Annotated in this window: 30 protein-coding genes and 1 other annotated feature; of the genes, 13 read left to right on the top strand and 17 right to left on the bottom strand. The window is 38.7% G+C overall.

From position 1 onward, the window contains the following. The first annotated feature begins 63 nt into the window (after positions 1-63). The 3 genes from AC0VYH_RS03750 (at position 64) to AC0VYH_RS03740 (ending at position 3000) form a co-directional block, all read left to right on the top strand. Positions 64-1656, top strand: coding sequence for a GAF domain-containing sensor histidine kinase (locus AC0VYH_RS03750; RefSeq protein WP_475373312.1), 1593 nt, complete (start codon positions 64-66; stop codon positions 1654-1656). Positions 1657-1668: 12 nt separating this feature from the next. Beyond that, positions 1669-2316, top strand: coding sequence for a response regulator (locus tag AC0VYH_RS03745; protein ID WP_475373311.1), 648 nt, complete (start codon positions 1669-1671; stop codon positions 2314-2316). A gap of 135 nt (positions 2317-2451) precedes the next feature. Beyond that, on the top strand, positions 2452-3000 hold the full coding sequence (locus AC0VYH_RS03740; protein WP_194220170.1) for an NADPH-dependent FMN reductase: 549 nt from the start codon (positions 2452-2454) through the stop codon (positions 2998-3000). 40 nt (positions 3001-3040) lie between these two features. Here AC0VYH_RS03740 and AC0VYH_RS03735 read toward each other — a convergent pair whose 3' ends face one another. The 10 genes from AC0VYH_RS03735 to AC0VYH_RS03690 form a co-directional block, all read right to left on the bottom strand. Next, a complete protein-coding gene (locus AC0VYH_RS03735) occupies positions 3041-4123 on the bottom strand; it encodes a Ger(x)C family spore germination protein (RefSeq protein ID WP_475373310.1) in 1083 nt (360 codons plus the stop codon). Continuing rightward, complete coding sequence (locus AC0VYH_RS03730; RefSeq protein ID WP_475373309.1) at positions 4120-5214, bottom strand: GerAB/ArcD/ProY family transporter; 1095 nt, start codon at positions 5212-5214, stop codon at positions 4120-4122. The genes AC0VYH_RS03735 and AC0VYH_RS03730 overlap by 4 nt, the downstream gene beginning before the upstream one ends. A 23-nt stretch (positions 5215-5237) precedes the next feature. Further along, entirely contained in the window at positions 5238-6728 is a 1491-nt protein-coding gene (locus AC0VYH_RS03725) for a spore germination protein (protein ID WP_475368403.1), read from the bottom strand. Positions 6729-6857: 129 nt separating this feature from the next. Next, positions 6858-8300, bottom strand: a complete 1443-nt coding sequence (locus tag AC0VYH_RS03720) for an NADP-dependent isocitrate dehydrogenase (RefSeq protein WP_194220174.1) — start codon at positions 8298-8300, stop codon at positions 6858-6860. A gap of 268 nt (positions 8301-8568) precedes the next feature. Beyond that, entirely contained in the window at positions 8569-9141 is a 573-nt protein-coding gene (locus AC0VYH_RS03715; protein WP_475366569.1) for an SCO family protein, read from the bottom strand. A gap of 199 nt (positions 9142-9340) precedes the next feature. Continuing rightward, positions 9341-9658, bottom strand: coding sequence for an ArsR/SmtB family transcription factor (locus tag AC0VYH_RS03710; RefSeq protein ID WP_475366568.1), 318 nt, complete (start codon positions 9656-9658; stop codon positions 9341-9343). A gap of 92 nt (positions 9659-9750) precedes the next feature. Then, positions 9751-10200, bottom strand: coding sequence for an NUDIX hydrolase (locus AC0VYH_RS03705; protein ID WP_475366567.1), 450 nt, complete (start codon positions 10198-10200; stop codon positions 9751-9753). A 144-nt stretch (positions 10201-10344) separates the two neighbouring features. Beyond that, complete coding sequence (locus AC0VYH_RS03700; protein ID WP_430246751.1) at positions 10345-10485, bottom strand: hypothetical protein; 141 nt, start codon at positions 10483-10485, stop codon at positions 10345-10347. Positions 10486-10511: 26 nt separating this feature from the next. Beyond that, the gene (locus AC0VYH_RS03695; RefSeq protein WP_276511829.1) at positions 10512-10634 is read right to left on the bottom strand and encodes a hypothetical protein; all 123 of its coding nucleotides are present in this window, start codon (positions 10632-10634) and stop codon (positions 10512-10514) included. A gap of 114 nt (positions 10635-10748) precedes the next feature. Continuing rightward, positions 10749-11075, bottom strand: a complete 327-nt coding sequence (locus tag AC0VYH_RS03690) for an ArsR/SmtB family transcription factor (RefSeq protein ID WP_303532963.1) — start codon at positions 11073-11075, stop codon at positions 10749-10751. 289 nt (positions 11076-11364) lie between these two features. Here AC0VYH_RS03690 and ctaG point away from each other — a divergent pair, with 289 nt between their 5' ends. Then, a complete protein-coding gene (ctaG, locus tag AC0VYH_RS03685; protein ID WP_430246754.1) occupies positions 11365-12270 on the top strand; it encodes a cytochrome c oxidase assembly factor CtaG in 906 nt (301 codons plus the stop codon). A gap of 108 nt (positions 12271-12378) precedes the next feature. Here the strand turns inward: ctaG and AC0VYH_RS03680 are convergent, their stop codons facing one another. Then, complete coding sequence (locus AC0VYH_RS03680; RefSeq protein ID WP_283152968.1) at positions 12379-12855, bottom strand: hypothetical protein; 477 nt, start codon at positions 12853-12855, stop codon at positions 12379-12381. Positions 12856-13005: 150 nt separating this feature from the next. Between AC0VYH_RS03680 and AC0VYH_RS03675 the strand changes: the two genes are divergently transcribed. Next, positions 13006-13737 carry a TraR/DksA C4-type zinc finger protein gene (locus tag AC0VYH_RS03675; protein WP_475368399.1) on the top strand — a complete coding sequence of 244 codons (732 nt, stop codon included), beginning with the start codon at positions 13006-13008 and terminating at the stop codon, positions 13735-13737. A 30-nt stretch (positions 13738-13767) separates the two neighbouring features. Here AC0VYH_RS03675 and argS read toward each other — a convergent pair whose 3' ends face one another. Continuing rightward, positions 13768-15453: an arginine--tRNA ligase gene (gene argS / locus AC0VYH_RS03670; RefSeq protein ID WP_475373308.1), complete on the bottom strand. Its 1686-nt coding sequence runs from the start codon at positions 15451-15453 to the stop codon at positions 13768-13770. A gap of 54 nt (positions 15454-15507) precedes the next feature. Further along, positions 15508-15722: a binding site (T-box leader), on the bottom strand. Positions 15723-15766: 44 nt separating this feature from the next. After that, the gene (locus AC0VYH_RS03665) at positions 15767-15967 is read right to left on the bottom strand and encodes a hypothetical protein (protein ID WP_430246761.1); all 201 of its coding nucleotides are present in this window, start codon (positions 15965-15967) and stop codon (positions 15767-15769) included. A 278-nt stretch (positions 15968-16245) separates the two neighbouring features. Between AC0VYH_RS03665 and AC0VYH_RS03660 the strand changes: the two genes are divergently transcribed. Genes AC0VYH_RS03660 through AC0VYH_RS03650 form a run of 3 tightly spaced genes read left to right on the top strand, consistent with a single transcriptional unit; the run spans position 16246 to position 19974 of the window. Further along, complete coding sequence (locus AC0VYH_RS03660) at positions 16246-17769, top strand: spore germination protein (RefSeq protein WP_430246763.1); 1524 nt, start codon at positions 16246-16248, stop codon at positions 17767-17769. Then, positions 17756-18844 (top strand): GerAB/ArcD/ProY family transporter, encoded by a 1089-nt coding sequence (locus AC0VYH_RS03655; RefSeq protein ID WP_475366563.1) that lies wholly within the window; start codon positions 17756-17758, stop codon positions 18842-18844. Before AC0VYH_RS03660 ends, AC0VYH_RS03655 begins: the two co-directional genes overlap by 14 nt. Then, complete coding sequence (locus tag AC0VYH_RS03650; RefSeq protein WP_475366562.1) at positions 18841-19974, top strand: Ger(x)C family spore germination protein; 1134 nt, start codon at positions 18841-18843, stop codon at positions 19972-19974. The genes AC0VYH_RS03655 and AC0VYH_RS03650 overlap by 4 nt, the downstream gene beginning before the upstream one ends. 22 nt (positions 19975-19996) lie before the next feature. On the opposite strand, the gene AC0VYH_RS03645 is transcribed toward AC0VYH_RS03650, so the two are convergent. Next, complete coding sequence (locus tag AC0VYH_RS03645; protein WP_283152975.1) at positions 19997-20311, bottom strand: hypothetical protein; 315 nt, start codon at positions 20309-20311, stop codon at positions 19997-19999. A 137-nt stretch (positions 20312-20448) separates the two neighbouring features. On the opposite strand from AC0VYH_RS03645, the gene AC0VYH_RS03640 reads away from it, so the two are divergent. Further along, a complete protein-coding gene (locus tag AC0VYH_RS03640; RefSeq protein WP_084006653.1) occupies positions 20449-20616 on the top strand; it encodes a YfhE family protein in 168 nt (55 codons plus the stop codon). 59 nt (positions 20617-20675) lie between these two features. Here AC0VYH_RS03640 and AC0VYH_RS03635 read toward each other — a convergent pair whose 3' ends face one another. Next, the gene (locus tag AC0VYH_RS03635; protein ID WP_430246770.1) at positions 20676-21326 is read right to left on the bottom strand and encodes an N-acetylmuramoyl-L-alanine amidase; all 651 of its coding nucleotides are present in this window, start codon (positions 21324-21326) and stop codon (positions 20676-20678) included. A 219-nt stretch (positions 21327-21545) separates the two neighbouring features. Between AC0VYH_RS03635 and AC0VYH_RS03630 the strand changes: the two genes are divergently transcribed. Further along, on the top strand, positions 21546-22109 hold the full coding sequence (locus tag AC0VYH_RS03630) for a sigma-70 family RNA polymerase sigma factor (protein WP_430246772.1): 564 nt from the start codon (positions 21546-21548) through the stop codon (positions 22107-22109). 7 nt (positions 22110-22116) lie between these two features. Continuing rightward, positions 22117-22746, top strand: coding sequence for a hypothetical protein (locus AC0VYH_RS03625; protein ID WP_475373307.1), 630 nt, complete (start codon positions 22117-22119; stop codon positions 22744-22746). Positions 22747-22841: 95 nt separating this feature from the next. Here the strand turns inward: AC0VYH_RS03625 and AC0VYH_RS03620 are convergent, their stop codons facing one another. Both AC0VYH_RS03620 and AC0VYH_RS03615 read right to left on the bottom strand, forming a co-directional pair. Next, positions 22842-23885 (bottom strand): ABC transporter permease, encoded by a 1044-nt coding sequence (locus AC0VYH_RS03620; protein WP_475373306.1) that lies wholly within the window; start codon positions 23883-23885, stop codon positions 22842-22844. Between the two features lie 24 nt (positions 23886-23909). Beyond that, complete coding sequence (locus tag AC0VYH_RS03615; RefSeq protein ID WP_475373305.1) at positions 23910-24767, bottom strand: ABC transporter permease subunit; 858 nt, start codon at positions 24765-24767, stop codon at positions 23910-23912. A 206-nt stretch (positions 24768-24973) separates the two neighbouring features. Between AC0VYH_RS03615 and AC0VYH_RS03610 the strand changes: the two genes are divergently transcribed. After that, positions 24974-25915, top strand: coding sequence for a hypothetical protein (locus AC0VYH_RS03610; protein WP_475373304.1), 942 nt, complete (start codon positions 24974-24976; stop codon positions 25913-25915). Then, positions 25896-26777: a protein-glutamine gamma-glutamyltransferase gene (locus tag AC0VYH_RS03605; protein WP_475373303.1), complete on the top strand. Its 882-nt coding sequence runs from the start codon at positions 25896-25898 to the stop codon at positions 26775-26777. Before AC0VYH_RS03610 ends, AC0VYH_RS03605 begins: the two co-directional genes overlap by 20 nt. Positions 26778-26803: the final 26 nt, after the last annotated feature.

Genomic DNA, 26803 nt, shown 5'->3' with positions numbered 1-26803 from the left:
GATAATAACCCTCTTAATAGTATAATAAAAAATGTCAATTGTTTAAATATTGGGGGAACTACTGTGGATGATCAACGATACGAGCGTGAATTACTCACCTTGAAAACCATTGCCGAAACATTAAATCGTTCAACTGACCTGAAGACGATGCTTCAATCTGTTCTTGAAGAGCTTTTGAACGTCACCGGACTCAAAACAGGATGGATTTTCTTATCAAACTATAAGAAACAGTTTACTTGTACAGCCGATGCAAGACTTCCTGAAGCTCTTGCATTGAAAGAAAAGGAACCAATGTGTAAAGGAACTTGCTGGTGCTTAAATAAATTTTGGGATGGACGACTGAACGAGGCAGTTAACATCATTGAATGTAAACGAATTGAAGATGCCATCCATCACAAAACCGGTGATACAGAGGGATTAACTCATCATGCGACCGTTCCATTAACTGCCGCCGGGGAATCATTTGGTATTTTAAATGTTGGCTCTCCTGGTAAAGAAAAGTTTTCTGAGGAAGAACTTACTCTACTTGAATCGGTTGCTTTTCAAATTGGAACAGCTATTAAACGAGTACGATTATATCAAGATGAGCAAGAACGTGCAGAAAACTATTCGAAACTTGAATCACTTACAAGAGAATTATGGAAGTGCGAACATACTGAGGAGATCATTAACGGGATTGTACGGCAAACCGCTCAATCTTTTAACTGGCCTATCGTCGGTTATTTCCATAATAGCGGTCACCAGCATGTTCTCCACTCTTTGTACGATCAAAACAAATTAAACGTACTGAACATGCCTTATTCTGATGATACACTAAAAGAACTTATAGAAGCAGTGGATAAAGAAATTCCAGTTACACCTCACACGTTTCATCTTCCAATTGATGCGGAAATCACTGAAATTCATGCCCGAGCGGTTACGATTCGAAATGATCAAATAGGTATTCTATTTGCTCTTAGTCACAACGATGTAAGGCTCTCAAAAATAGATGAAGAAATTTTACAAGCTGTTGCTGATCACACGGCTCTTGCGATTGAGCAATCACGAGTAAATGAAAAGAGACAGGAGCTAATCCTCTCTGAAGAACGAAACAGACTTGCAAGAGACTTGCATGATTCCGTTAGCCAAAAACTGTTCTCATTATCAATGACAGCACGTGGTGCACAGAGTATTCAAGACAACCCTCTAGTTCTTAATGAGGCATTAGTCGATATTCAACAGCTATCTCAGCAAGCAATGCAAGAAATGAAAACATTAATCTGGCAGCTTCGACCTGTGGGAATTGAAGCCGGTGTGATGACGTCCCTTAAAACTTATGCACTAGGACTAGGTCTTCAAGCCGTTTGTGATGTTTCAGGTCTTAAACTCCTCCCTACACCAATAGAAGAGGCGCTTTTCCGGATTGGTCAAGAAGCGCTCAACAATATACATAAGCATGCTGCTGTAAAAGAAGTATCACTTCAGCTGGCATTTTCTGAAACCGATGCTAGCTTAACAATTGTGGATCACGGTGTTGGCTTTGATCAAACGACTGTTGGGGATTGCACACTTGGTCTTAGAGGAATGAAGGAACGTGCGGCAATACTCGGTGGCCATTTATCCATCACAAGTACAAGAAACTTTGGGACAACAGTACAAGTTATACTGCCGATATGAGAGGAGGATATGATGAAAATTAAATTACTTCTTGCTGATGACCATCTTATGGTTCGAAAAGGACTTCGCTTATTCTTACAAACACAGGAGGATATTGAAATTGTTGGGGAAGCAAAAAATGGAGTTGAAGCCGTGAAGCTTGCTTATGAGCTCAGTCCTGACGTTATTTTAATGGATCTAGTTATGCCTGAAATGGATGGAATTGAAGCAACTAAGCAATTGAAAAAAAACGCCCCACACATCAAAATTATTATCTTAACAAGTTTTTCAGATCAGGATCATGTTCTTCCAGCCATTAGCGCTGGTGCTGAAGGGTATCAATTAAAAGATATTGACCCTGATGAGTTAGTTTATACATTACGCGCAGCATTTAGCGGTAAACGCCAACTTCATCCACTCGCTACAAATCAGCTGATGTCTCATATGACTAAGAAAGATCAAGTCGATGATGAACGCAGAATCACAACCCTTACACCAAGGGAGAAAGAGGTATTAAGAGAAATCACTCTTGGGAAGAGCAACAAAGAGGTTGCTGCCGCTTTATATATTACTGAAAAAACAGTAAAAACTCATGTAAGTAGTATTCTTTCCAAATTAAATTTCCACGATCGGACACAGGCTGCTCTCTTCGCGACAAAGCAGAACTGGTTTGAAAATTAAATCTACAACTAAAGGCTGAGACTGAATTCCTTCTTCCCTCCGATGCCCGATACAAGAATTTAAAATACACTTAGATTGAAATACTCACATTTGAGGTAATAAAAGAATATAGAGGTATGAGAAAGGAGCTTTCCTATGAAAGTAATGGTGATGAACGGTAGTCCAAGAGACAAATCTATGACGAGGAATTTAACAAATACAGTTACCGATCAATTAGATGAAAAGGGAATTGAAGTGCTCACATTCGACGCAGGATTCCATGACCTCCCTTTGTTTAAAGGTAGAAAAGAAGATCTTGATCATCCAGAGGTGCAGCGCCTCATAAACCATGCAACAAAAGCTGATGCATTTGTTATTTGCTCTCCTGAATACCACAATGGCATGAGCGGAGCTTTAAAAAACGCACTCGATTTTTTAGGTGGTTCTCATTTCAAACATAAGCCAACTGTTCTTGCTTCTGTTGGCGGTGGTGGAAAAGGCGGTATTAACGCATTGAACAATATGAGAACAGTTATGAGAGGGTTATATGCTCTCGTCCTCCCTGATCAATTCTGCGCAGATCCCACATGCTTTGATGAGAAAGGTTACATGGTGGAAACAAAAGCGAAAGAACGTCTGACAATCGTTATAGATGAACTAGTTTCCCTATCCCAAACTATAGAAAATAAAATAGAAGTACAGTAAGAAAGAGCCCGATAGCGTTTCTCTATCGGGTTCTTTTCGCCTATTCTATGACTCCCGACTCTGTTACTTTCACATCCATATGAAATTCGATATCCATATCAGGATAACGGTCCATCCAATCCTCATGACTGAAATCACCTCGAGTCACACTACGAATCGCATTCCCAAGTCCAAGAGGATCGATCTTTAGCCGTTGGAATTCTTGAATCATCTCATTTCCTCTGTTCTCAATTTCCTTCTCCATCGTTTTCTCAATTTCTTTAAGCTTTAGAGGAGTTAACTTCTTTCCAGAATACTCCTTGATTACTCCTAAAATCTTACCATGAACTTCAACTTTATTGCGTCCAGCCTTCTTAAAATTAAGATTTCTTTTAGAAGCAATATTATAAATAGCGGCATGCTCCTCCTCATTAAGTCTCACAGTAAATGAATCATTACTAGAAAACTTCTCATACAGAATTTTGAATGTAAACAAACTTTGTGAGTCAATGGTAGTAACCATCTTATCTCCATTAAATAAAGCAATACCGATAATCTTCACCTTATCTCCATCTTGTTCAACCAACGGAAGAATCGGGTCATTTCCTTCTGAGTAATAATGGTACAGAAAGTTATGCAAACTCGTTTGTGGCAGCATGCCGTGCTTAGTATTATGACTTAAAGTGTCATGTATAAATGTACCGGTATCCACGTTCCCATAATTGGTACTTAATAATGTTTCCATGTCACTGTTAGAAATGCCCAAGAACACTCTTGAACCGATCGCTGGATCTCTTTGGAGTGTATCAACCAATTCAATAATACCTTCTGATTCTGCCATTTCCCTGCTAAAGAGAGCAACCTCCAGTTTTCCACTTACAAATGATTTTGATGACTCGGAATTATATTGACTGCGAATTTCTTTACTAATTTCAGCTGTCTGGATAAAGATGCTATTATCAACCCTACCATTAGCTTGATATTGGGGAGCTACTGCAATTCCTTTAATAAAACTTTCTTCATTGTCATCATCAGGAAGATCATAACCGATAATCGTCACCATTTGAATATCATCCAGAATACTACTTTCCACACACCCTGTAAGTAGGACACTGCATATTACGAATACCAGGATCAGTCTCATTCTGACCTCCCCACCTTACTTTTGATATACTGAGCTACGAATAAGAATGGTACATAGAGATAAACAAAGTAGAACCCCATTTGACTCGTATACTGATTTAGTAAATCAATGCTCTCTCTCCTAGCAAAGGCACTGCTAGCCAGTAAAATGACAAAAAGAAGAGGGATCGTCACATTTCGTTGACTGATATTTGATAACCTCCTAATTGCTCTACCTCCAGCCCATATCGTAATACAAAGGTTTGGAAGAATCACAAGTGCCCACGAGGTAATACCAATGTACTCAAAACGCTGAACAAAAGGCATTTCTGCAATTTTCCATGTTGTTAGCGTCGCCCAAATGGTCTTTTGTAACTGTTCGGTACTAAAGAAGGCGATCGTTGTGATCATGACTGTTGTATAAATAAAAACCGTAAATAAGTTCCCTGCCTGCGCCCATCGATGAGATTTTTCGGGGTCTTTCACAAATGGGAGATACATAAAAAGCGTTGTAAAACCTAAATAAGATAAGGAAGCCCCCTTAACTCCCTCATACATTTCGATTATAGAGTGGTTGAATATCGGCAGAAGGTCTCGGAAGTGTCCATAAAACATCGGAAAAATCATCGTTAGAATAAGATAAAATGGCAATACGACTCCAAAGAAAGCTATACCGGCAACTACCCTAAACCCACCCGATAAACAATAATAGACTAAAAGTAGAAACACAGAACCGAAGATCCATTTGTTTAAGTCTGGAAACATCCATACTTGAACTACTTCGATATATGTACGTAGAATAGTCACACTCATCGCAATGAAATAAACAATAGCAATCCAGCTTAATAATCCTCCTAACCATTTCCCAAAAAGATTTTGATGTAACGAAATGAGATCCCCTTTTTCCTTTAGCATGATTTTATATATCAAAAAAATAATCACATTTAGACTAAGGCCAGCAACTAGTACCGAAATCCAAGCATCATTTCCTGCATACTTTGCGCTGATTCTTTGAAACCCCATAACTCCTACCCCAACTTGAACGGAGTGAACAAGGTAAAACACTAGAAATGGAGATACTTTATACTCATCTTTCACTTCTGGTCCAGCCATATAAAAGCATCTCCTTTCTACGTTTACTCATGGAAATCATTTTTCTCTTTCTTCGTTACTGGATTAAAACGTACTGTATCCTCTGTTTGTAATTGAATAGGTCGCTTATTTTGAAATTTCAACGGAAGCCTAATAAGAGCATCCTTTAAATCCTGAACACGTAATGGGTAGATTGGCTCTAGGAATGGTCTACCTAACGATTTTAATTTGAGAAGGTGAGCTATTAAAAAACTAAAGCAAATTGTTACACCAAGGAGCCCCCACAGATGAGCGAAAAACAGGAAAGGAAACCTTGTTAAGCGAATAGTGTTGCTCATTCGATAGACAGGAGTTGTAAAGGAGGCAAGGGCAGAAAGTGCCACGATAATTAATAGGACGTTGCTTGTTAATCCTGCTTCAACTGAAGCAGTCCCAATAACAATACCGCCTACAATACCGATCGTTTGACCGACTTTTGTCGGCAATCGTGCTCCAGCTTCTCTTAGCAACTCAATGGCTAACTCCAAAAATATGGCTTCAAGAATGGGAGGTAGCGGTATACGTTGCCTGGAGCTAACGAGGGTGCCGAGTAGATCTTTCGGTATCAGTTCATAATGATAGGTTAATGTTGCTACATAAACGGGTGTCACAAGTATTGAAAATAAAATCGCAAAAATACGGATCAAGCGAGCACTTGAGGCGACGATCCAATTCACAAAATAGTCTTCAAATGCTGAAAAGAATTCGACAAGCGTCGTTGGCCCAATCAAAGCCTGAGGTGATCCATCTGAAAGAATCACTACTTTCCCTTCGCATAACACAGATGTTGCCCGGTCAGGTCTTTCGGTATCAATCAGTTGCGGAAAAGGAGAATTTCTATTATCGGAGATCAGTTGCATAAGAACTGAACTATCGACAACCTGATCTACTTTAAGGTCTTTAAGACGCTGTTTAACAGTGTTTACATTTTCTTCGTTCGCGATTCCCTCCAGGTAGAGAATAACTACTTTCGTTTTTGTCAGCTTACCGATCGTTAACTCATATGCTTTTAATTCATGCACAGGTAATCGTTTTCGGATTAAATGGATATTGGTATCTAGTGCTTCTACAAATGCTTCCTTTGAGCCGACAACTGTAAACTCGACTTCAGGTTGTGTGATCGCTCGGGCTTTTTTGACCTGGCAAGGTATCATGGCACATTTCGTTGCAGACTCACTCAAGCGAATGATAATAAAACCCATCATCACTTTTTCACAAATCACCTTAAGGTCTTCTGAAATGATGACGCCTGGCACGGGCACCCTTTTCTTCACCTCATCAAGTGACTTCAATGGTTCTCTCACGAGATAGGGTAAAATGTGGTCGTTGAATTCATTCTCATGAATAAGCGTTTTAAAATAATATAAGAAGAAAGAGCTGTTATCCTGCTTATTTTCAAAATGCAAAAAATCATCGGAGTCTTTTAAGCTTTTAATTAGCTCAGGCAAGTTTTTCAACTTATCGGGAGATCGACTTTTTTTAAACCATCGAAGCACTTTCAGTCACCACACATTCTCATGTTCTCCTTGTAGTTTCTACAAGTCACATCAATTTATCCACCTCCAGGCTTCATCAATGAAATCAAACCAAATAAAAAAGCGTGTCATTACGACACGCTTTTCCCTTTATTGTCCTTGTGCTAGTGAGTATGCAATCTTACCGTCAAAACGATATAAGTTCTCGATCTTAATCCAATCTAACTCTTCTGATTCAATTTGTGTTAGTAGCTCACGGATAGCTCCTTGAGTTTCTTTTTTACCTTCAACTGGCTGGAATCTGCAGCGCCAATGATCAGATAAGAAGGTTTCAGAGAATCCATTGGGATATACTTTCACACCACGATTTGTCATCATCACAAATTCATGATTGCTTTCTGCCGCTGCACGCGTTAGCTTCTCTGCAATTTCATCAATTGTTAGGGTGTTGTTAAATAAGAATACATCTGTTCCGTCAAGCTCGCGTTCAGGAACATAATTTGGACGATTCGTTTCTTCTTTCTCTTCCAATACTTCTTTACGATATACAACCGGTTCGAGTACTGAAGGAGATTGACCAAGACGTTCAACTACTGCATGAGAGAATTCTTTCGTTCCAACAGCATTTTTTCCTTTTGCAATATCGCCTGTTAGCACGCCATCCTCAATTGTTTTCAACCATGCATTGTGAATTTTCTCTGCAGCTTCAGGCTGACCAATATGAACAAGCATCATAATCGCACCGTGCAGAAGACCTGATGGGTTCGCAATACCTTTACCTGCAATATCAGGAGCGCTTCCGTGAATAGCTTCAAACATCGCAATTTGATCACCGATATTGGCTGATCCCGCCAAACCTACACTTCCAGCAATTTGAGCGGCAATATCAGAAGCGATATCACCGTATAAATTCAATGTAACGATTACATCAAATTCTTCAGGCGAATCAGCTAAGCGCGCCATACCAATGTCAACAATATAACTATTAGATTCAATTTCAGGATATTCAGCCGCAATCTCTTTGAAAACCTGATGGAAAAGACCATCACTTAATTTCATGATGTTATCTTTCACGAGACATGTTACTTTCTTGCGATTGTTTTTACGAGCATATTCAAATGCATGACGAATGATACGCTCAGATCCCGGTCGTGAAATAAGCTTCAAGCTTTGTACAACGTCCGGTGTTTGCTGATGCTCAATTCCTGAATAGAGGTCTTCTTCATTTTCTCGAACAATGACAAGATCCATGTCAGGATGCTTATTTTCTACAACAGGGTTATAAGAAACGCAAGGGCGAACGTTTGCATATAGACCCATAGCGGTACGAATGGTTACATTTAAGCTCTTGTATCCTCCACCCTGTGGTGTTGTAATAGGTGCTTTGAGAAGTACTTTAGTTCGACGCAACGAATCCCATGCTTCCTGAGGGATTCCCGTTGAATTTCCAGAAAGGTATACTTTCTCTCCAACGTCAATAAATTCAGGCTCAATTTCAGCCCCAGCTTGTTCTAAGATGTGCAAGGTTGCTTCCATAATTTCTGGACCAATGCCGTCTCCTGTTGCTACCGTAATTGGGCGCTTTTCTGCCATGATCTTCTCTCCTTCTCTCTGGTCTATCAATACAAATTGAAAAACCCGGTAGGCTCAATTAGAGAACACCGGATCTTTCAGATACAGTGAAATATCCATTTCTCAAGATCGTTCAACTCTGGACTTGAATCATGGAATAAACCAACATTTTGTTATCGCTTTCCAAGGTTATTATAGAAATCATGTGCTTTTTTGTCAATTTTACAGAGTTTCTGTCATCGCCGCTTCAAAAAAAACCAGCCTCTAAAGGAAGAGGACTGGTTGATCATTATTGAAGCGCTTTGACGTCGTCCACGATCTCTTCAAATGGAACGTTAGAATAGCCAGAATACTTCTTAACGGCAATCCCTTCTTTATTAACAAGGTAGAAATTAGTACCATGAATGAATTGATCTGAACTTGGGTCAGCATCTACAGCCGTTTTAAAACTACTTTCCGCAAAACCTTTTATTTCGTCTTCATTGTATCCAGTCAAGAAGTGCCAGTTAGATAGATCAGCATCAAATTTTTCAGAGAATGTCACAAGCTGTTCAGGAGTATCCCGTTCAGGATCTACTGAAAATGAAACGAGTTCTACATCTACATCCGCTTCACTTAGCTTATCCTGAAGCTGTGACATATTCGCTGTCATTGGGGGACACACCGTCTCACAATTTGTAAAAATAAAATCGGCTATCCACACTTTTCCTTCTAAATCATTTAATCCAAACTCACTTTTTGTATGGTCTGTATATGTAAAATCTTGTACTTTCCAATCGAGATCGTCAGGAACATCTTTTCCACATGCAGCTAGTACGACAAGAAGAGTTATTACTGTTACTAATAACAGTCGATTCTTCATAACGGTTACCTCCAATAAAAATAAAATTAAGCGCTCTCTTTACCTTATCTCAAAATAAGGAAAGATGCTATACGACGTAAATATCGGTTTTGAGAATTTCATGAACAAAAAGCTGTATCTCTCAAAAAAGCCTCTTTCTTTTTTAAGGTCCAAAAATTTAAACTTTTGAACTATAAGTATTTAAAATAGAGTAGAAGGACTAATAGCAAGTCTCTTCTACTTTTGCTAGCAGCATTTTTAACGTTGTGACACCATCCTCTAATTGTAGAGAATAGAATCTCGTTGTGCCTTTCTGCTCAACAGAAACAAGCCCAACTTCACGCAAAATTTTCAGATGATGAGAAATAGCAGGACGTGATAAAGTCGATCGCTCCGTAATCTCATTCACACTTAATGGATCGTGTTCACTAAGTAGCATAATGATATCCTGTCTATAGGGATCACCAAGCGCCTGGAAGATTGGTGTGCTTTTGCGAAAAAGTTGGATCGCTTCCTGATGTTCATTTTTCTGATTCATAGCAGAAAGCCTCCTGTTCGTTTAAGTGTTTAAACATATAACCTGATTTCAGCATATAGGAATCCTTCTATCCTGTCAATAAACGGTTACGGTTATAAATAACCTAACTTTTCCAAGACTACCTTATGATTTGGGTTCATTTCTTTAGGTAACTCGTTTATTGGAAAATATTTCACTTCTGATACTTCATTTCCATCTAATTTAAAAGCTTCACTCTCACATTGTCCCTTATAAACAGCAATAACACTATAAACCTCATCTCCATTTGGATATCGGTAATATAACTCTTCACCAGAAAAGAGGGAAACAAACGTTAACTCCTTAATACCTACTCCTAATTCCTCAAACGTTTCACGTACAGCCGTCTCTTCAAAAGATTCTCCCGGCTCCATAAATCCACCTGTTAATCCCCATAGCTTATTATCTGTTCTCTTCTGTAACAATAGCCTGCTCTTCGTATGATCAAATAATAAAATCGCAACACCAGGTAGAATTAATGGCCGACTCCCAACTAACGCTCTTATTTGTTGAATATAGTCCATAGTACCTCCTAAAGAATTGAAATCAAACAAAAAGCCTCTCGATCTCTCGAAAAGGCTTTTTATGCGGTGGCAAACGCCCAAACCCAGAAGGCTACACCCCAGACAGCACAAAGAACTAATAAAATAATAAGAAGGCGAATATTTTTATTTCTCATGGTTGTCCATCTCCCCATGTTCTACCGTTTTTTCTTTTCTCTTTAACATATACAAGAAAAACCCAAATAAACCAAACACTACAAAAAATAGCCCTGTTGACATATAAACTAGAATCGACCCTATTTCCATATTTTGTCCACCTTTCTAATTCCGTACTACCCGCTGTATGATAAATAGATGGATAATACTCCAATGACCATCATCGTTATAAAAGGCAGAACAAAGGCCAGGAAAATAACAGCGGATTCTGTTTTATGCTGTTTAATTTTAGATAACAAGAAGCCATTCTCCTTTCACTTTATCAATCACTCAAATAATAGTATAACGAAACTTCACTTCATTACCGTCCATTTTTCTTGAACGTTTCCGTACAATTCTACCATACAGAGCGATTAATCGTGACAGGCATGGTGGATCGCCTGGTGAAGCAGTGCCATCACATGCTGATCATCAGGAGAATAAAAAATACTTGTGCCGGCTCTTCTAAACTTTACTAAGCGTAAGTTCTTCAAAAAGCGAAGCTGATGAGAAACAGTCGATTGAGAAAGATGCAGAGCATCCGCTATTTCACTTACAGCACACTCCCGATCTGCCAATAAATTTAATATCCGAATCCTCGTTGGATCTCCTAGAGCTTTAAAAGTTTGCGAAACAATAAAAAGTGTTTCTTCATCTAGATCTAATTGTTCTTTTGCCACATCCTGTCCTTGATTATCCAAAACGATCCCCTCTCCCTCATTACATGAACAAATATTCATATACCATTCTGTTGCCATTGTATGAAAGACCTTTCACTATTGTCAACTTAGATGGGGAAGCCTGTCACGATTCCTTCACACAAAATGTAGAACCCGCCTTGAGTTAATGGTAAATCCTTTTTACAATAGAGTAAGAAGAAAAAGTAAAGGCTTTCTTATCGTTAGATAGGATGCAAGAAGATGATATGGTATGATGAAAACGGTCAACATTTACTGTCAGGCATTATGATCATAGATGGAGGTGTTCCTAATGTGGGAACAATTAACAAGCACATTTTCGTTTAGTGCTTTATGGAGTCCTGGAATTATGGTAGCAGCAATCGTTATTGCTGGATTCTACTTACTTCTAACAGGACCTTGGAAAAATAGCTTTAAAGACTCAGCACCGATCCCCCTTTACAAAAAGATCTTTTTCTTAATCGGGGTTTTCTTATTTTATCTCGGACTTGGCGGTCCACTATCACTTATGGGGCATTTATTACTCAGCATACATATGACTGAGATGGCGCTCGTTTATTTAGTCGCTCCACCACTCATGATAGTAGGCACCCCAGCATGGTTGCTCCGTCCACTGCTAAATATCAAAGTGATTCGCAAAATCTTTAAATTTTTCACATTCCCTATTATTTCACTGCTTTTATTTAACGGGTTATTTTCTTTCTATCATATCCCAGAAATCTTTGATTACTTAATGGTGCACTATACGGCTCAGAATTTCTATAAAGCCGCTCTTATCCTGACTGCCTTTGCTATGTGGTGGCCACTTGTTTGTCCAATACCAGAATACGATACGTTATCAGGTGTTAAAAAACTTGGATACATCTTCGCAGATGGTGTCCTACTCACACCAGCATGTGCTCTCATTATTTTCGCAACTACTCCATTATACGCTACATATACAGATCCAACGATTTGGGCAAATGCTATGGGATATTGCGTACCAACCGGCACGACCGTTTCACCTGAACTATTTGACCAATTCAAGCCACTAGGCATCATGGAAGACCAACAGCTAGGCGGCATCATCATGAAAATCATCCAAGAACTCTCATACGGCACCGCACTAGGCTACATCTTCTTCCAATGGGCAAGAAGAGAACGAGAAAAAGACGCCGAAGAACTACAATCACCAGAATTCCGAATCAGTGAGATTTAAACGAAAAGCGGAAGTGGGCGGTTAGACACTCGGTCACTGTAGCTAGACACCGAAAACCAAAACCGTCCCGTTCAAAAAGCCATGAAGCACTTTGCTTCATGGCTTTTGTTATTGCATACCCTTCCGTCTTAACAATTGACGTAATCCGCCCCCAATTACTACCCCAATAACAATACCTATAATAGCAACAAAGGTCGGTGGAATAACAAAAGGCTCTGTTCTTAAATTCGATACAATCACAGCCACCGTAGAAAAATACGCTCCACATACAAAGGGTAAAGACAGGTAATCACCTGGTAGTTTCCCTGCTTTTTCGATAGCACCTAGATAGCTTTCATAAATCGCAAACATGTAAACACAAGGATAAAACATAGCCCATTCATAATTTGTAACTGAAATTGCCTGGACGGACTTACCTTGAAAACTATAGAGAATATTCATATTAAGATTTGCATTCACATTGATCAAAAACTCAAGCCCAATAAAAAAAGCACCTCTTATGTAATTCTTATTAATGATTTGTCCAAACCCGGGAAAGGCAATACTCCACAAGAGAACTTCAATTGGATTTACTTTTCTGTTCATCCCATCACCAGCTTCTTATTGTCTCAGCTACATTTTTACCTTTTCCATATTACTGGTATTTCATCCAACTCTCATGGAATTATTTTCAGAAGTAGCACCCTTCTTTTTGATCCATACTACGGATATAAGAAAAAGAAAGGAGAATTGACTATGTTAACAACGAACCAACTTCGTTCATATAAGAAAATGATTCAAGAACGCATCCTGGCTCTTAGTGATGAATTAGATGAAAACGATGAATTTGGTGTTTCTCAGTCTTTTGCTCAACATTCTACAGGTGAACTATCCAATTACGATAATCACCCTGGCGATACGGCGACAGAATTATATGAACGCGAGAAAGATCTATCACTAAATGAACATGCAAAAACAGAATTAGCAGAACTGACAAAGGCCCTTGAACGAATTGGAAATGGAAAATATGGCATATGTGAAGTTTGTGGAAATGATATTTCAACAGAAAGACTCGCTGCCCTTCCAACAGCTTCCACATGTGTAGAACATAGTCCATCACAAAAGACATCAGACAGAAGACCAGCAGAAGAAGGTGTACTTGGCAATTCCTTCGAGGAACATGTAAACGACACTAACGATGCTACCTTTTTTGACGCTGAAGATTCATGGCAACGAGCTGCGAAGTATGGAACATCCGAAACACCTTCAGACTTTAACGCTCAGGAAATGAACTATGACAAAATGTATATTGATTCCAATGAGCCTGTCGGGTATGTCGAGGAAATCGAATCATTTTTATCAGCCGATCTAGATGGCAAACCATCTGGAGTGATTCCAAATCAACGTCATGAACGTTATGAAGACTTACTGGATGATCATGACCAGAAGGCAAGTCAGGGTACAATCGAAGATAGTGACCTCATCTAAATAAGACAGCCCTAAAAACGGGCTGTCTTATTACATTTCTTCTGGTGCATGTAGTCCTAACAATCGCAAGCCTTCTTGTAAAACAATGGAGACAGCTGACACCAGCTGCAATCTCGCTTGTTTACAGGATGGGTCATCTAAGATACGAATCTGTCCATAGTATTTATTAAAAGAACGTGAAAGGTCAAGGACAAACTTTGCGATTTGAGAAGGGTCGTATTCAGCTGCTGCTCTTTCAATTACATTTGGAAAACTAAGCAGCTTTGTCACAACTGACCAGGCTTCTTCATCTTCGAGACCTTTTATATGATCATTGGAATGAAAATCCCCTTTGCGTAGAATAGAACAAGCACGCGCATGAGTATATTGCACGTACGGACCAGTTTCACCCTCAACACGTAGCATGTCTTCAAGTGAAAACTCTATATCATTTCGACGATCATTCTTTAAGTCATGAAACAAAACGGCCCCTACCCCAATTTGTTCAGCAATCGCGTTTTTATTTTCTAAACTAGGATTTTTGGTTTCAATATTTACTTTTGCAAGCTCGATTGCTTCAGTCAACACTTCTTCTAGCAATACTACTTTCCCTTTTCTTGTCGACATTTTCTTTCCATCTTTTAACATCATTCCGAAGTTAATATGGTGCATTTGATCTGCCCAATCGAATCCCATTTTCTTTAATACTTCAAATAATTGTTTGAAATGTAGACTCTGTTCATTTCCTACGACATAGAGAGCCTTACTAAATCCATATGTTTCATAGCGATAAATGGCTGCAGCGAGATCACGGGTTGCATAAAGTGTGGCACCATCTTTCTTCTTAATTAGACATGGTGGTAAGCTCTCTCCAAGTTCTACTACCATGGCGCCACGAGATTCAACTAAGAGATTTTTTTCTTCAAGTAGATCAATGACACTCTGCATTTTATCATTATAAAATGCTTCCCCATTTGTTGAATCAAAGGTAATCCCCATAAGCTCATAAATTCGATCAAACTCTTTAAGAGATTCTTCACGGAACCATTTCCATAATGAAACGGCTTCTGGGTTACCTTCTTCTAATTCTTTAAATGCCTTACGTCCTTCATCTTCAAGACCATTATCTGATTCCGCTTTTTCATGAAATGTAATATAGAGCTTAAGGAGTTCTTTAATCGTTTGCTCACGAACCTTTTGCTTCTCCCCCCACTTTCGGTAGGCCGTTATCAATTTGCCGAACTGAGTTCCCCAGTCCCCAAGATGATTAATGCGAATGGGGCGATAGCCGACTTTTTCAACAATTAGCGCTAATGAATTTCCAATAACGGTTGAGCGTAAATGGCCCATTGAGAAGGGCTTCGCTATATTAGGTGAGGAAAGATCAATCGTCACGGCACCTCCCTTTCCTACATTAGAAGCACCGTACTCACTTCCCTCACGTACAATGCGACTTATTACCTCAGTACTAACCATTTTTTTATTAAGAAACACATTAACATAAGGCCCAACAGCTTCTACTTTTTCAAAGGCTGACTCATGAATGTCAGTAACAAGCTCCTTCGCAATTTGATGAGGAGCCATTCGTTTCACTTTGGCAAGATCAAAGCATGGGAAGGCATAGTCACCTAAAGAGTCATGCTTAGGCAGTTCAATTCGCTGCAGAATATTAAGAAAGCTCACTTCTTCTTCACATGCTTGATAAAGTTGTTGTGCAAATAATTCTTTGTAATTCATACATTCCCTCCTATTTGTATATCCATTTGCCTATAAAAAAATCTCCGTCTCTATAAAAGAGACGGAGATGAATTCCGCGGTACCACTCTGATTGCTCAATAAAACGATTTGAGCCTACTTCACTCTATAACGGGGAGTCCGACTGCTTCTACTTAATTCAAAACAGTGTCTTGAAAGTCCGGTTCATGCCTGCTAAGGTTCCGAGCTCTCACCATCCCCGGATCGCTTTATCCGTATACAAACACTACTCTCTTTCGCATTGACGATACAATATTAGTCTTATTATAGCCGACTTCCATATAAATTCAACCACTTATTTTATAAGTCCTTTTTCCGATTCAGAATATCCATTTTTTTCACCATCAGCAAAACCTTCCTGATACCCTTCTCGATATATGGATGTTAAGTACATGGAAATCAGCTGTCTTACTTTTGGCTCTACGTTCACGACCTCTAAATGCTTCATACACCGATCAACTGCCAATTTTTCCTTTTGAACATTTTTAATCGTCATCGTTAGAACCACCTTCCGGATAAGTTATCCGTATTATACACCACCTTAACAATGTATTTGCACTCATTCGACAAGACTCGATTTGAATTATGTTAAAACCCTACAAAAGACCAGTAAACGACGAGAACAATCACGGGATAACAAAGACTATAGACCTATCACAAGGCATGTATAACTCTTTTAAATCATTCATGAATGAATCATTTCAATTCGTATACATAACTTCTCAATTATTATAACAACCTATACCTATCTAATTTTATTGAGGAGGGTGCATTGTGAGACGAAGCAAACGAAAATCAATTCGAAATGAGTCCTACCAAATTCCAACTGCTACTGAATCACATGATGCATACTATTCTCTTGAAGAGAACAAAGAATATATAAAAGCAAAATTTCATAATACAGAAGATATCAAATTCAGAAATATTACGGTTCAGGATGTGAAATGCCTACTTGCTTATTTAGATCCTTTAGTTGATGAAGAGAAGCTACAAAGAACGATTATGAAACCATTATTTGAGACAAATCAGTTAAACATCGAGGATACAGTCACATCAAAGGAATACCGGCGATCAAAAAATTTAAATGAAGCTATTACAGGATTAACAAAAGGATTTGTCGTTCTACTAATAAATGGACAAGTACATTTTTATTTACTAGAAGCTTTCTCAGGAAATTCTAGAGCAATATCTGAGCCAATTAATGAGCAAGTCGTTCGCGGTTCACATGAAGGTTTTGTCGAAAATATTATGCAAAACCTACAAATGCTTCGCAGAAGAATTGAGAATCCTAACCTTGTGATTAGGTTCTTTAAAGTTGGTAAAACAACAGACACGAAAATAGCTGTTATTTACTTACAGCACCTTACAAACCCTGATCTTATCGCAGAAATAGAAAAAAGAATCACATCTATTAAAACGGATTCCATTCAAACGCCTGGCTATGTAGAGGAGTTTATTGAGGATGCACCGTTCTCTCCATTTCCCCAAATGCTAAGTACGGAACGACCTGATAGAATGACTGCTCACCTCATGGAAGGAAGAGTCGGTCTCCTAATGGAAGGAAGCCCTGCAACTTTAATTTTTCCAGTAACCTTTTTTGCCTTTTATCAATCGCCTGAAGACTACAACAGCAGATGGTATATTGGATCTATCTTAAGACTCATAAGAGTAGCCAGCTTTATTTTTGCATTAGGGTTGCCTTCATTATATATCGCCACCGTATCTTTTCACCCAGAGGTACTACCTGCCGAGTTAATCTTAAATATTAAAAGCTCGCTTGAAAACGTTCCATTCCCACCATTACTAGAAGCTTTAATTATGCAAATTATTCTTGAATTATTGAGAGAAGCTGCTATACGACTACCAGGTCCTATTGCACAAACAATTGGTATTGTTGGGGGTTTAGTTATTGGGACTGCGATTGTAGAAGCTAACCTTGTATCGAATATGATGATTATTGTCGTCGCACTGACGGCTATATCATCCTTTGCAGTTCCATCGTATGAAATGAGTATGTCAATCAGGCTGCTTGGTTTTCCACTCATGCTCCTTTCTGCAGCATTTGGATTTATTGGGCTTGTCTTCGGATTATCCATCATTTTAATCCACTTATGTGGTTTAGAAACTTTCGGCACACCTTATTTCTCCCCGCTTGCACCATTTCGTTTCAACGAACTAAAAGATTCTGTTATTCGCCTTCCAAGATGGTTACTCGGTAGGCGACCGTCAGACGTTCGTGCACAGCATGGAACACAGGAGTGGGTCTCAAGAAGGTGGAAACAAAATGAAGACGAGTAGCAAAATTAATTCGGCGCAGCTTTTTTTCATCATATTCCAAACACAAGTTGGCGTAGGCGTACTCTCTCTTCCCTCTTCCTTATATGCAGGAGCTGGAACTGATGGCTGGATTACTCTTCTTGTTACTGGTGTTGCTATCCAACTAATTATTTTTATACTTTACTTTTTGAGCAACCGTTTCCCATCATTAACGCTTTTTGAATATGGGCCTAAAATCATTGGCAAATATGTAGCATTCGTCGTCTCACTTCTTTACACACTATTCGCTATTTCAACAGCGGTCATTGTATTGGAATTGTTTGAAACCACAATAAAAACTTGGATCTTATTTCGAACACCCATGATTGTCATCTTTTTATTGCTGACGATTAGTGGCACTTACCTTGCTATTGGCAGAATCAAAGTAATGGGGAGATTTTATCAGTTTGTTTCAGTTCTAATTATTCCTCTGATCATTATGGCCGCCTATACTTTAAAGGACGCGGATATTCGTTATATCTTGCCAATTGGTCAAAATGGCGTAGGAACAATCCTAAAAGCAACACAGCAAGGGATAGTATCCATGCTGGGTTTTGAAATCGTATTATTCATTTACCCTTACGTTCAAACAAAAGGGAAAGCAGCACTAAAAAGCTTAACACTGGCTAATATAGCAGTAACATTATTATATAGCTTTTTAACATTTGCAACGTACGTCTTTTTTAGCCCTTCTCAGCTTGAAATGATTCCTGAACCCCTCGTGTATATGTTAAAAGGTGTATCCTTTGTAATTGTGGATAGAGTGGATCTCCTTTTTCTTTCGATCTGGATCGTTTCTGTTATGACTTCCTATGTATCGTATATATATATTGCAGGAAGAGGCATTCAATATTTAACAAAAAGAAAAAAAACAACTGGTCCCATTTTGACTGCCGCCTTTATTGCACTGTTTTTCTCAATGTTTTCACATGATCGATATACTGTGGAAATGATTTCTAGTTATCATGCGAAAGCAAGTTATTTTTTTGCCCTTGGCTTCCCTCTCCTGCTTTTGCTCATTAGTCTTTTATTTAAGAAGAAAGAGGAGTCACGATGAAAAAACTAAAACATCTTTCCATCATTTTTTCGCTCAGCCTGTTATTTCTGACCTCTTGCTGGGATCAGGAACTTTTAAAAGAATCGAAGCTGATTTATGGGGCTGGATTGGATTATGAGAATGAAAATGAAATTCGCACAACGTTCGCCGTTCGGAACCTTGGTATTCCAGTTAGTCAAGGGGGCGTATACTCTAATCGCATTCTTTCCGTTTCAGGGTCTTCACCCAGAGATACGCGAATTAAAGTGGATCGAGTTTTATCAAAGCAAGTAACAGCTTCAAAAAATCAGCTCATTCTCTTAGGGAAAGAGATAGCCAAAAAAGACATTGACCACATTTTTGATGTCCTGTACAGAGATCCAAAAGGTCCACTAGACGCTAGAGTCGGAGTTGTCGATGGACGAGCCGAAGACATGTTAAATTTAGACCATATTGGCGATACTCTCATTACAGAATTTATGTCAGATCTTATTAAAGGTGCTGAAAATAAAACAGAAGCCCCGCGAATGACGATCGAAAAAACATTTCGTTATTCTAAAGATGTTGGACAAGATTACGCCCTTCCATATATTAGTTTCAACAAGGATGTGGGCGCACCTGAAATAAACGGAATTGCTTTATTTCATCACGCCAACTATACAGGAGTTGTTCTTCCTCCAATAGACGCAACCTTACTACTCCTTATGGCTGATAGGAAAAGTAAAAAAGCAAGTATTACAGAAAATATTGGTGAAGAACACAATGAAGGTTTTCTCACCAAAACCGTTACTATAAACGTCCGAAATGCCAAAGCATCTAATGAATATTCTTTTCAAGATCAACAATTAAATAAAGGCGTTATCAATCTTGAAATAAGAGGAAATGTAGAAGAATATCCTCAAAACCATCTGTTTAAAGAAGGAATGGTACATGATATTGCAGATGAATTATCCACACGGTTAACAAAAAGAGCGAATGATATTCTTCATAAACTTCAAGAAGCCAACTGTGACTTCCTAGGTATTGGTCGTGATTTAAATGCTTATCACCACAAAGCATGGAATGAAAAACAGTGGGATAATGACTATCCAAAACTAGATCTTCAGGCAAACGTAAAGGTAAAGATCGCTGAAACAGGAATAATTAAATAGAAAGAGAGTAAGCGCACAACGCTTACTCTCTTTCTATTTGCTTCATCTCTTCAATCGCCGGTTCTTTTGCACCATACCAAGAATAGGCGACTTCATAATATTCCCCTTCATCCACAAGGTTCCAGGCCATTTCATCTTCAACCAAAAGTTCAATGGCCTCTCCTTCTCCTTCAGGCTGAACAAAAACATAGAAATGATGATCTGTGCTTTCCTTCTTAATCACTTCACCATGTTCAATATGTTTTTCATGAACATAGGTATACTTTCCAATTAAAAAAAGGCTAACAAGTACGACGATACTTGCAATCGATATATTTAATGCTCTCTTTCTATTCATAGTGCCTCCGTATTGAACATGTTTAGTATTAAGTTACCACAAACATTAGTATTTTAACAAAGTTAGATTAGGATGTTTAATGATTTTTTCACACGGGTACCATTTATTATAAGAGACGATACAAGGAGGAATTACAAATGGCTAAGAATTCTCAATACCAACCAATTCATGAGAGTGGTTTCTCACTAAGTGATGCTCAAGAAGTAGCTTATGCGAAAGAATTTAAGAAAGCAGATATTGCAGGCGGAATTCGTAAGCCTAAAGTGAAAAGGGCAAAGAGCGAAAATCCTGATCTACTTAAATAATGACTTTAAGGAGCCATGCTGATTGCATGGCTCCTTATTTATGCAGTATTTAGACTTCATCAAACCTTTTTCACAAATGCGTCGTACCCATTCTTTTTCAATTTCTGGCATAATTGATCAGCGCTAGCCTTCTCCTTATAAGCGCCGGCCTGGACGTAATACAGTGACTGTGGAAGCGCACCTTTTAAATACCGCACGGCCGCAAGTACAGCTTCCTCAGCGAGCTGAAGGCGATAGGAACGAGCCTTTAATTTTTTTACATCCGACGAAGAATCCAAAAAGCCGTATTCAATTATTACTGTCTCTACATCTCCAGTCAATCGATGCATGTAGTAGTAATCTTTTCTATCCGCTCCTTCTCTAGAGAAAACCCTTCGCAATCCCATCCCGGCTTTTTTCAAACCTTCTGCTATACTGCCTGCCAAATCACTCTTTGCGTAAATTGAATGAATAACTTCAGCCCCACTTCCTCCTCCCGCATTATAATGGTTACTCAAACAAATCGAAGCACCTGACCCTTTAACAAGTGCAGAACGCTTTTCAGAAGATAGATCAATATCTGTCGTTCTTGTGATCGCACACGGTATGCCAAGATTCTTCAAAAACTCATATTGATGAAGCGCTACTTCCATAGTCCAATCCTTCTCTTTCACGCCATTCGCCACCGCTCCTGGATCATTCCCGCCATGTCCTGCATCAATGATAATCACTTTTCATTCCCCCTCTATTCCTTTTTCGCATCGATTATTCTCGATACCAATCGCTGCCTCCTTATGCTATATATCGAATTGAAAAAGATAAAAGGGGCATTAACAGATAATTTCCACAAATTCTGCAACCTTTCTTTTGATCCTTCGTCTTAATAGGAAAGGTCTTAGTTTCAATTGCTATTCAGTGCCAACCCTAAATGACCTTCGAAGGATGATGATATGAACGATAATTCCCCTCTTAAACTTAATGCAGATTTCTCTACCTATACAACACTGCAAAAAACAGAGTTAGTCGAAGAATTAATGGATCAATACGGCGAAGCTCTGCTAAGACTCGCTTATACTTATGTAAAGGACTGGGGTAAAGCAGAAGATATCATACAGGAGGTTTTTCTGACTTGCTTTTTAAAGATAAATACCTTTCGAGGAGAAGCTTCTCTAAAGAACTGGCTTTATCGCATTGCGATTAACCGTTGTCATGACTATGTACGAAGCTGGTCTTTTAAAAACATCATTCCAAGTAACATGATTTTAAATTTCTCTAAGAATCATCAACCTTCCCCAGAACTTATTGCGATAACAAAAGAAGAATCTTATATGTTACGCCAAACGATTTTACAACTTCCATTAAAATATCGTGAAGCATTTATTCTCTACTATCATGAAGATTTATCCATTAGGGACATTAGTTCACTCCTTGACACAAAAGAGGCAACTATAAAATCCAGATTGCACAGGGCTCGTCGCCTTCTTGAATCAAGACTGAATAATGAAAGTGAGTGAATGAAAAATGAACCAAAATAGATTAAAAGAAAAAGTGAAAGAATCTTTATTCATTAAAGAGCATTTAACAGAAAGAAAAAAAGAAAGAATTATGGAAAATATCCTTATTGCTCATTACGCTGACCATAAGAAGAAACGAAGCACCTTTCTAGAATTGGTTGGATTTGCGGTCTGTTTGGCACTACTTATGACAGTCACTCTCACAGTCATTGATATTGATTTGGATCCTCCTATAAAACATGAAGCTTCTAACAAACTACAAGAGGCCCCATACGTAAGTGCAGCTTATATGAAGCGGGCATCAGAAATTGCTCAACGTGACCTAGATATTCTCGATGTAACCTATTTCTCAATGGATAAAACGATCTATCTGGATATCATGGTGTCAGACAGTTTTTCAAATAAAAAAATGAAGGAACTAACAATACAATATTTGGAGGTGTTATCTCATTTATATCAATTGAAAAATGATCAACTGGGGGAAATATGGGATTATTATCATTTAGAAATTACGATTAAACCAAACAGCGATTACCCTTCTTTAGCCTTTATGGATGAAGAAGATAGTACCTTTTTTCTTAAAGGTTCTAAGAGGATAAAGGAAGCAAGTATGAGTTGGTCCTCTCTATCTAATTAACTAACCTGTATGAATTTTTATCCGCTACTCGTAGATCATAGTAACGTTGTAAACAATCATAAAAGAAAAAGCACAATCTTGAATTGTGCTTTTTCTTATCTACTTGCCGTTTTCCTCTCCATCATTTCGCCATGATTATGAACAAAAGAAAAGGAACTTGAATCGATCTCTGTCTTTGTTTCAGGAAGTTCAACATTCTTCATCCTTCTACTATACGACTGCTTATCTAACACTTGCTTGAAGCCTTCTAAAACAAAATTCAGTGCCAGTATGACAAGAACAAAACATAGGATGGGAATCAACGGAATCCATGTTTCATATGAAAGGAATCTAAAGGTGGATCCAATTAACCCTGACCATTCTCCAGAAACCGAGCGATATTCATCACCTAACATAGGGTCTGGATTAAAGAACGTTCCACCAAAAAACAACTTCAACAACCCAAGATGTAGCAAAAGAATCAGAACGTTAACAATTTGCTGAAGAAAAATAATCATCATTCGTGGTCCTAAGTGCGGTAGTACATGCTTTGAAAGAATATGTCTTCTAGAGCCTCCTAACGTTCGTGCTCCTTCAATAAATTCTCTACCCCAAATGGCGTTCGTTTCATTTGAAATAAGAATCGTCGTTGTAGGAATAGCGACCGCTGTCAAGATAATCACTTCAAAAACCATGCGTTCAGTGAAAGAGTATGAAAACGTTCCTTCCATCCCGTTTTCCATTAATACTCCATGGAGAATAAAGTAACATAATAACGAAATAGGGATATACTGCATCGCATCCACCACTCCAGCTGTGCTTCTAAGCGTTCGGCGAAAATAAGTCCCTCCAATTACACCTGCAACAAACGATAACGCCATTCTCATTGAAGCAACAAGAAAGGCAATTCCAATTGTATATTTCGCACCAATGATAATTTGCTCAAACAAATGGTAGCCGAACTTATCTGTACCAAATGGAAGAACTTGTACAGGTGAAAGAGGCGATCGGTCAATTAAATTTCCATCGTCGTCATAAAGCATAAACGTTTGAGGAATGTCATCATGGTAAACGAGCGAATAAAAAATACTGCTACCTAGTAAGAGAACGATAATGATCATTCCGAACATAAACATTGGATTTCGCAACGCACTTTTCAACATCCTTCTTCCCTCACTTCCGAACTATAGTAACGCTTCTTCTTTTGAAACTTGCTCCGCTACAAACTGGTAAAGTGTCAACGCCAAGAAGATAGGGATAAAAAGACATAAAGCGCCTACCGTGAAAATTTCTGGCGTAGGATGTTCATACATAAAGCGGATTAATCCGTTCAAATTGAAGACGAATTCCATAATAAATAAATTAGATAACGTAAACCAGACAATGGAGCGCGAATGGAAGTAAATCGATAAAATCGCATTCCGAAAAACATGGACAAGGAAAATGACTGTTGATTGCACGCCTTTCGTTCGCGCAAGCTCAACATAAGGCTTTTCAAATTCCTCTTCGAAAACTTGCATCATAATTCGGTAGAATAGGAAAGCTGGTAATATAGATAGCACTAATATAGGCATCGTATAAATTCGTTCATATGCTGCAATATCCATTAACAAAATATCGGTTTTTTTATAAAACCAGATGATTCCAATTTGAACAATTACGAGAATAAATACATCTGGAAAAGATTCAGTTAGAAACGCAATTCGTTTAAACCATTTTCGCATAGGAGGCGTAAATCTGTAGGTAACGTATGTAAAAACAAATCCTACAACAAACGAAAGAAATAAGGCACTGAATAAAATGACTATGGAATATGTCGCATAATCAAAGACCTCTGGGAACAATTGATAATTCGCATTCCCAGAGCGAAACGTTATATCTTGATAGTGGATCAACTCCTCTAATGTCTTAACTAATCTCTTCAAATATCCAGAAAAATCAAGCTTCATGCCATTGAATAACCCCGGTAACGCCCCTAGTAACAGCACACCAATAAGTGCAGTAATAAACTTAAGACTAGTTCGAACAGCCTTATTCTCCATACGGTATCCCCCTAATGAATTCAATTTTCCTTCATAGCTGATCGTGTAGGTTTCTTGATTTAACTTAGTCTATCTTAAAGACGGAGCAAATAAGTAAAAGTTTCAGATAGACCATAAAGAATCATTTTTTATTACATGTGATGAAACTCCCCCCTGCCGAATACGCTGTTAACAGCGCACTTTCGAAAGGAGGCCTCCCCTTAAACATGTCTACCTCACTTGAGATAATCCGGAAAACAGAAGGCATTAAACGTCTTGATCTGTATATAAGAGAGTTGATTCAGCATGATGCAAAATTAGCCATTTCACGCATCAATGACGAGGACCTCACTTATCCCACTCTCTATGTCTTATCAAAGGTTATTCGCGAACACAGTCTCACAAAGAACTTATCAGATCGGAATAAAGTAGCTTTGTCCATCCAAAGAGATATCCTTGCTACAGAACGTACACCAGCAACTCCTTTTCCATATTCAGTCTGCGATCTTCCACAGTTCATTCACTCTGTACTCAGATGGATGGTCGAAACTGGGAAAGAGGATAAACTGAATGCTCGCTATCGACTTGTTATTGACCGCGCTGCTGGGCTATTGACAACCATCTATCAAAACCCGGAAGACCTCTCCCTTGTTTCAGACCTATTATTCAAGAGAAACAGCGAGGGCCACTCTACACATTACTTAACATGGTCTTATTTTTCTTCACGAAACATGTCTAGTCTCCTCCCTATTGGTGAAAAACTATTATCTTCTCATGAAGAAGAAGTTGAGTTTGCAAGAGAACTGCTTCATTTCATTTCCGGTTTAGAAGAAAGCTCTGATCAGTATGCCTATTTTAGGGGTTGGTATGAAGAGAACCTCCCATACCTTCTTCATAATGAAAATAACTATGAATTAACAGCTGAACTGTCACCTTATATTATCGATCACTACACAAAATACCGTGAACATCATTCAAACACTTCATCGGAATACCATCGAGATAAAGGATTTCTTACGTTAACCGAAGATGAAAAAGAAGATCTTGCCAACTTCTCCTATCAAATGAGAAAAAGATCTCGAAACAAATGGAAGGAGTGGATCAATCGACCTCTCGATGCCCAATTGACGCTCATTGAGGAGGTTCATCATGATTACTATAGGAGGTAATAGTTTAAATAAAGACGATGCGATAAACGCTGGTATCGTACGACCTCTTGAACAAACGATACTTCATGTCATGTATGCAAGTCCCTATACGTATTCCTATCGCTCGATGGATGCCTTATTATTTGAAATTCGATTTAGAGTAGCCATCACAGACAGTTCACGTGAACTTTACTATAGCGGTGTTCAATTTGCAGACTTTTATCGATCGCGATGTAACCCTATGTTCTGGAACCTCCTCCCAGATGGCGCCTTTCAATTAAAAATGGGCGTTCCGGCATCTGAAGCAATACTCGATATTTACCGAAATGGGAGACTATATGCGTTTGAATGCGCCACCGCTATGATTATTATTCTCTATCACGCAGCGGTCAAAATGCTCCCTCCCGCACAGTTTAATCGACTTTTTTCAAACATACGACTTTGGGGATGGAAATACGATCAGGATTTGCAAATCGTTCATAACATTCCTCCTGACTACCTTCCTGGGGATATTCGATATGTAAAAAATCCTGACGTGAATCCTCTTACGCCAGAATGGCAAGGTGAGAATGTTGTAGATTTAGGGGACGGTACTTTTTTTGGACACGGTTTAGGCTTTCGAACCGTTGAAGGTATGATTGAAGCCCTTGCATTAAGAAGACGGCCGGGTGCGACGCGGATGCCTTATTTAATGCTTCCTGCTACTAGACCTGGGTTTTCCTACTTGTATCAATTCTCATCCAATAGAAAAGAAGGAACAACGCCTATTATGTTGTTCGATGACACCTTACAGCGATCAACAATGTCAATTGATGAATATGAAGAAAAGCATGAAGAACTTCTAAAAAACTTCATAACGATACGAATTGGAAATATCTCTTGAATAAAATCAGGCTAACTCCCGGGTCA

Source organism: Anaerobacillus sp. QJM3NY_32 (genome assembly GCF_056173645.1).
Note: the sequence above shows the minus strand (reverse complement) of the source record. Positions and strands in the feature narration are given on the sequence as shown.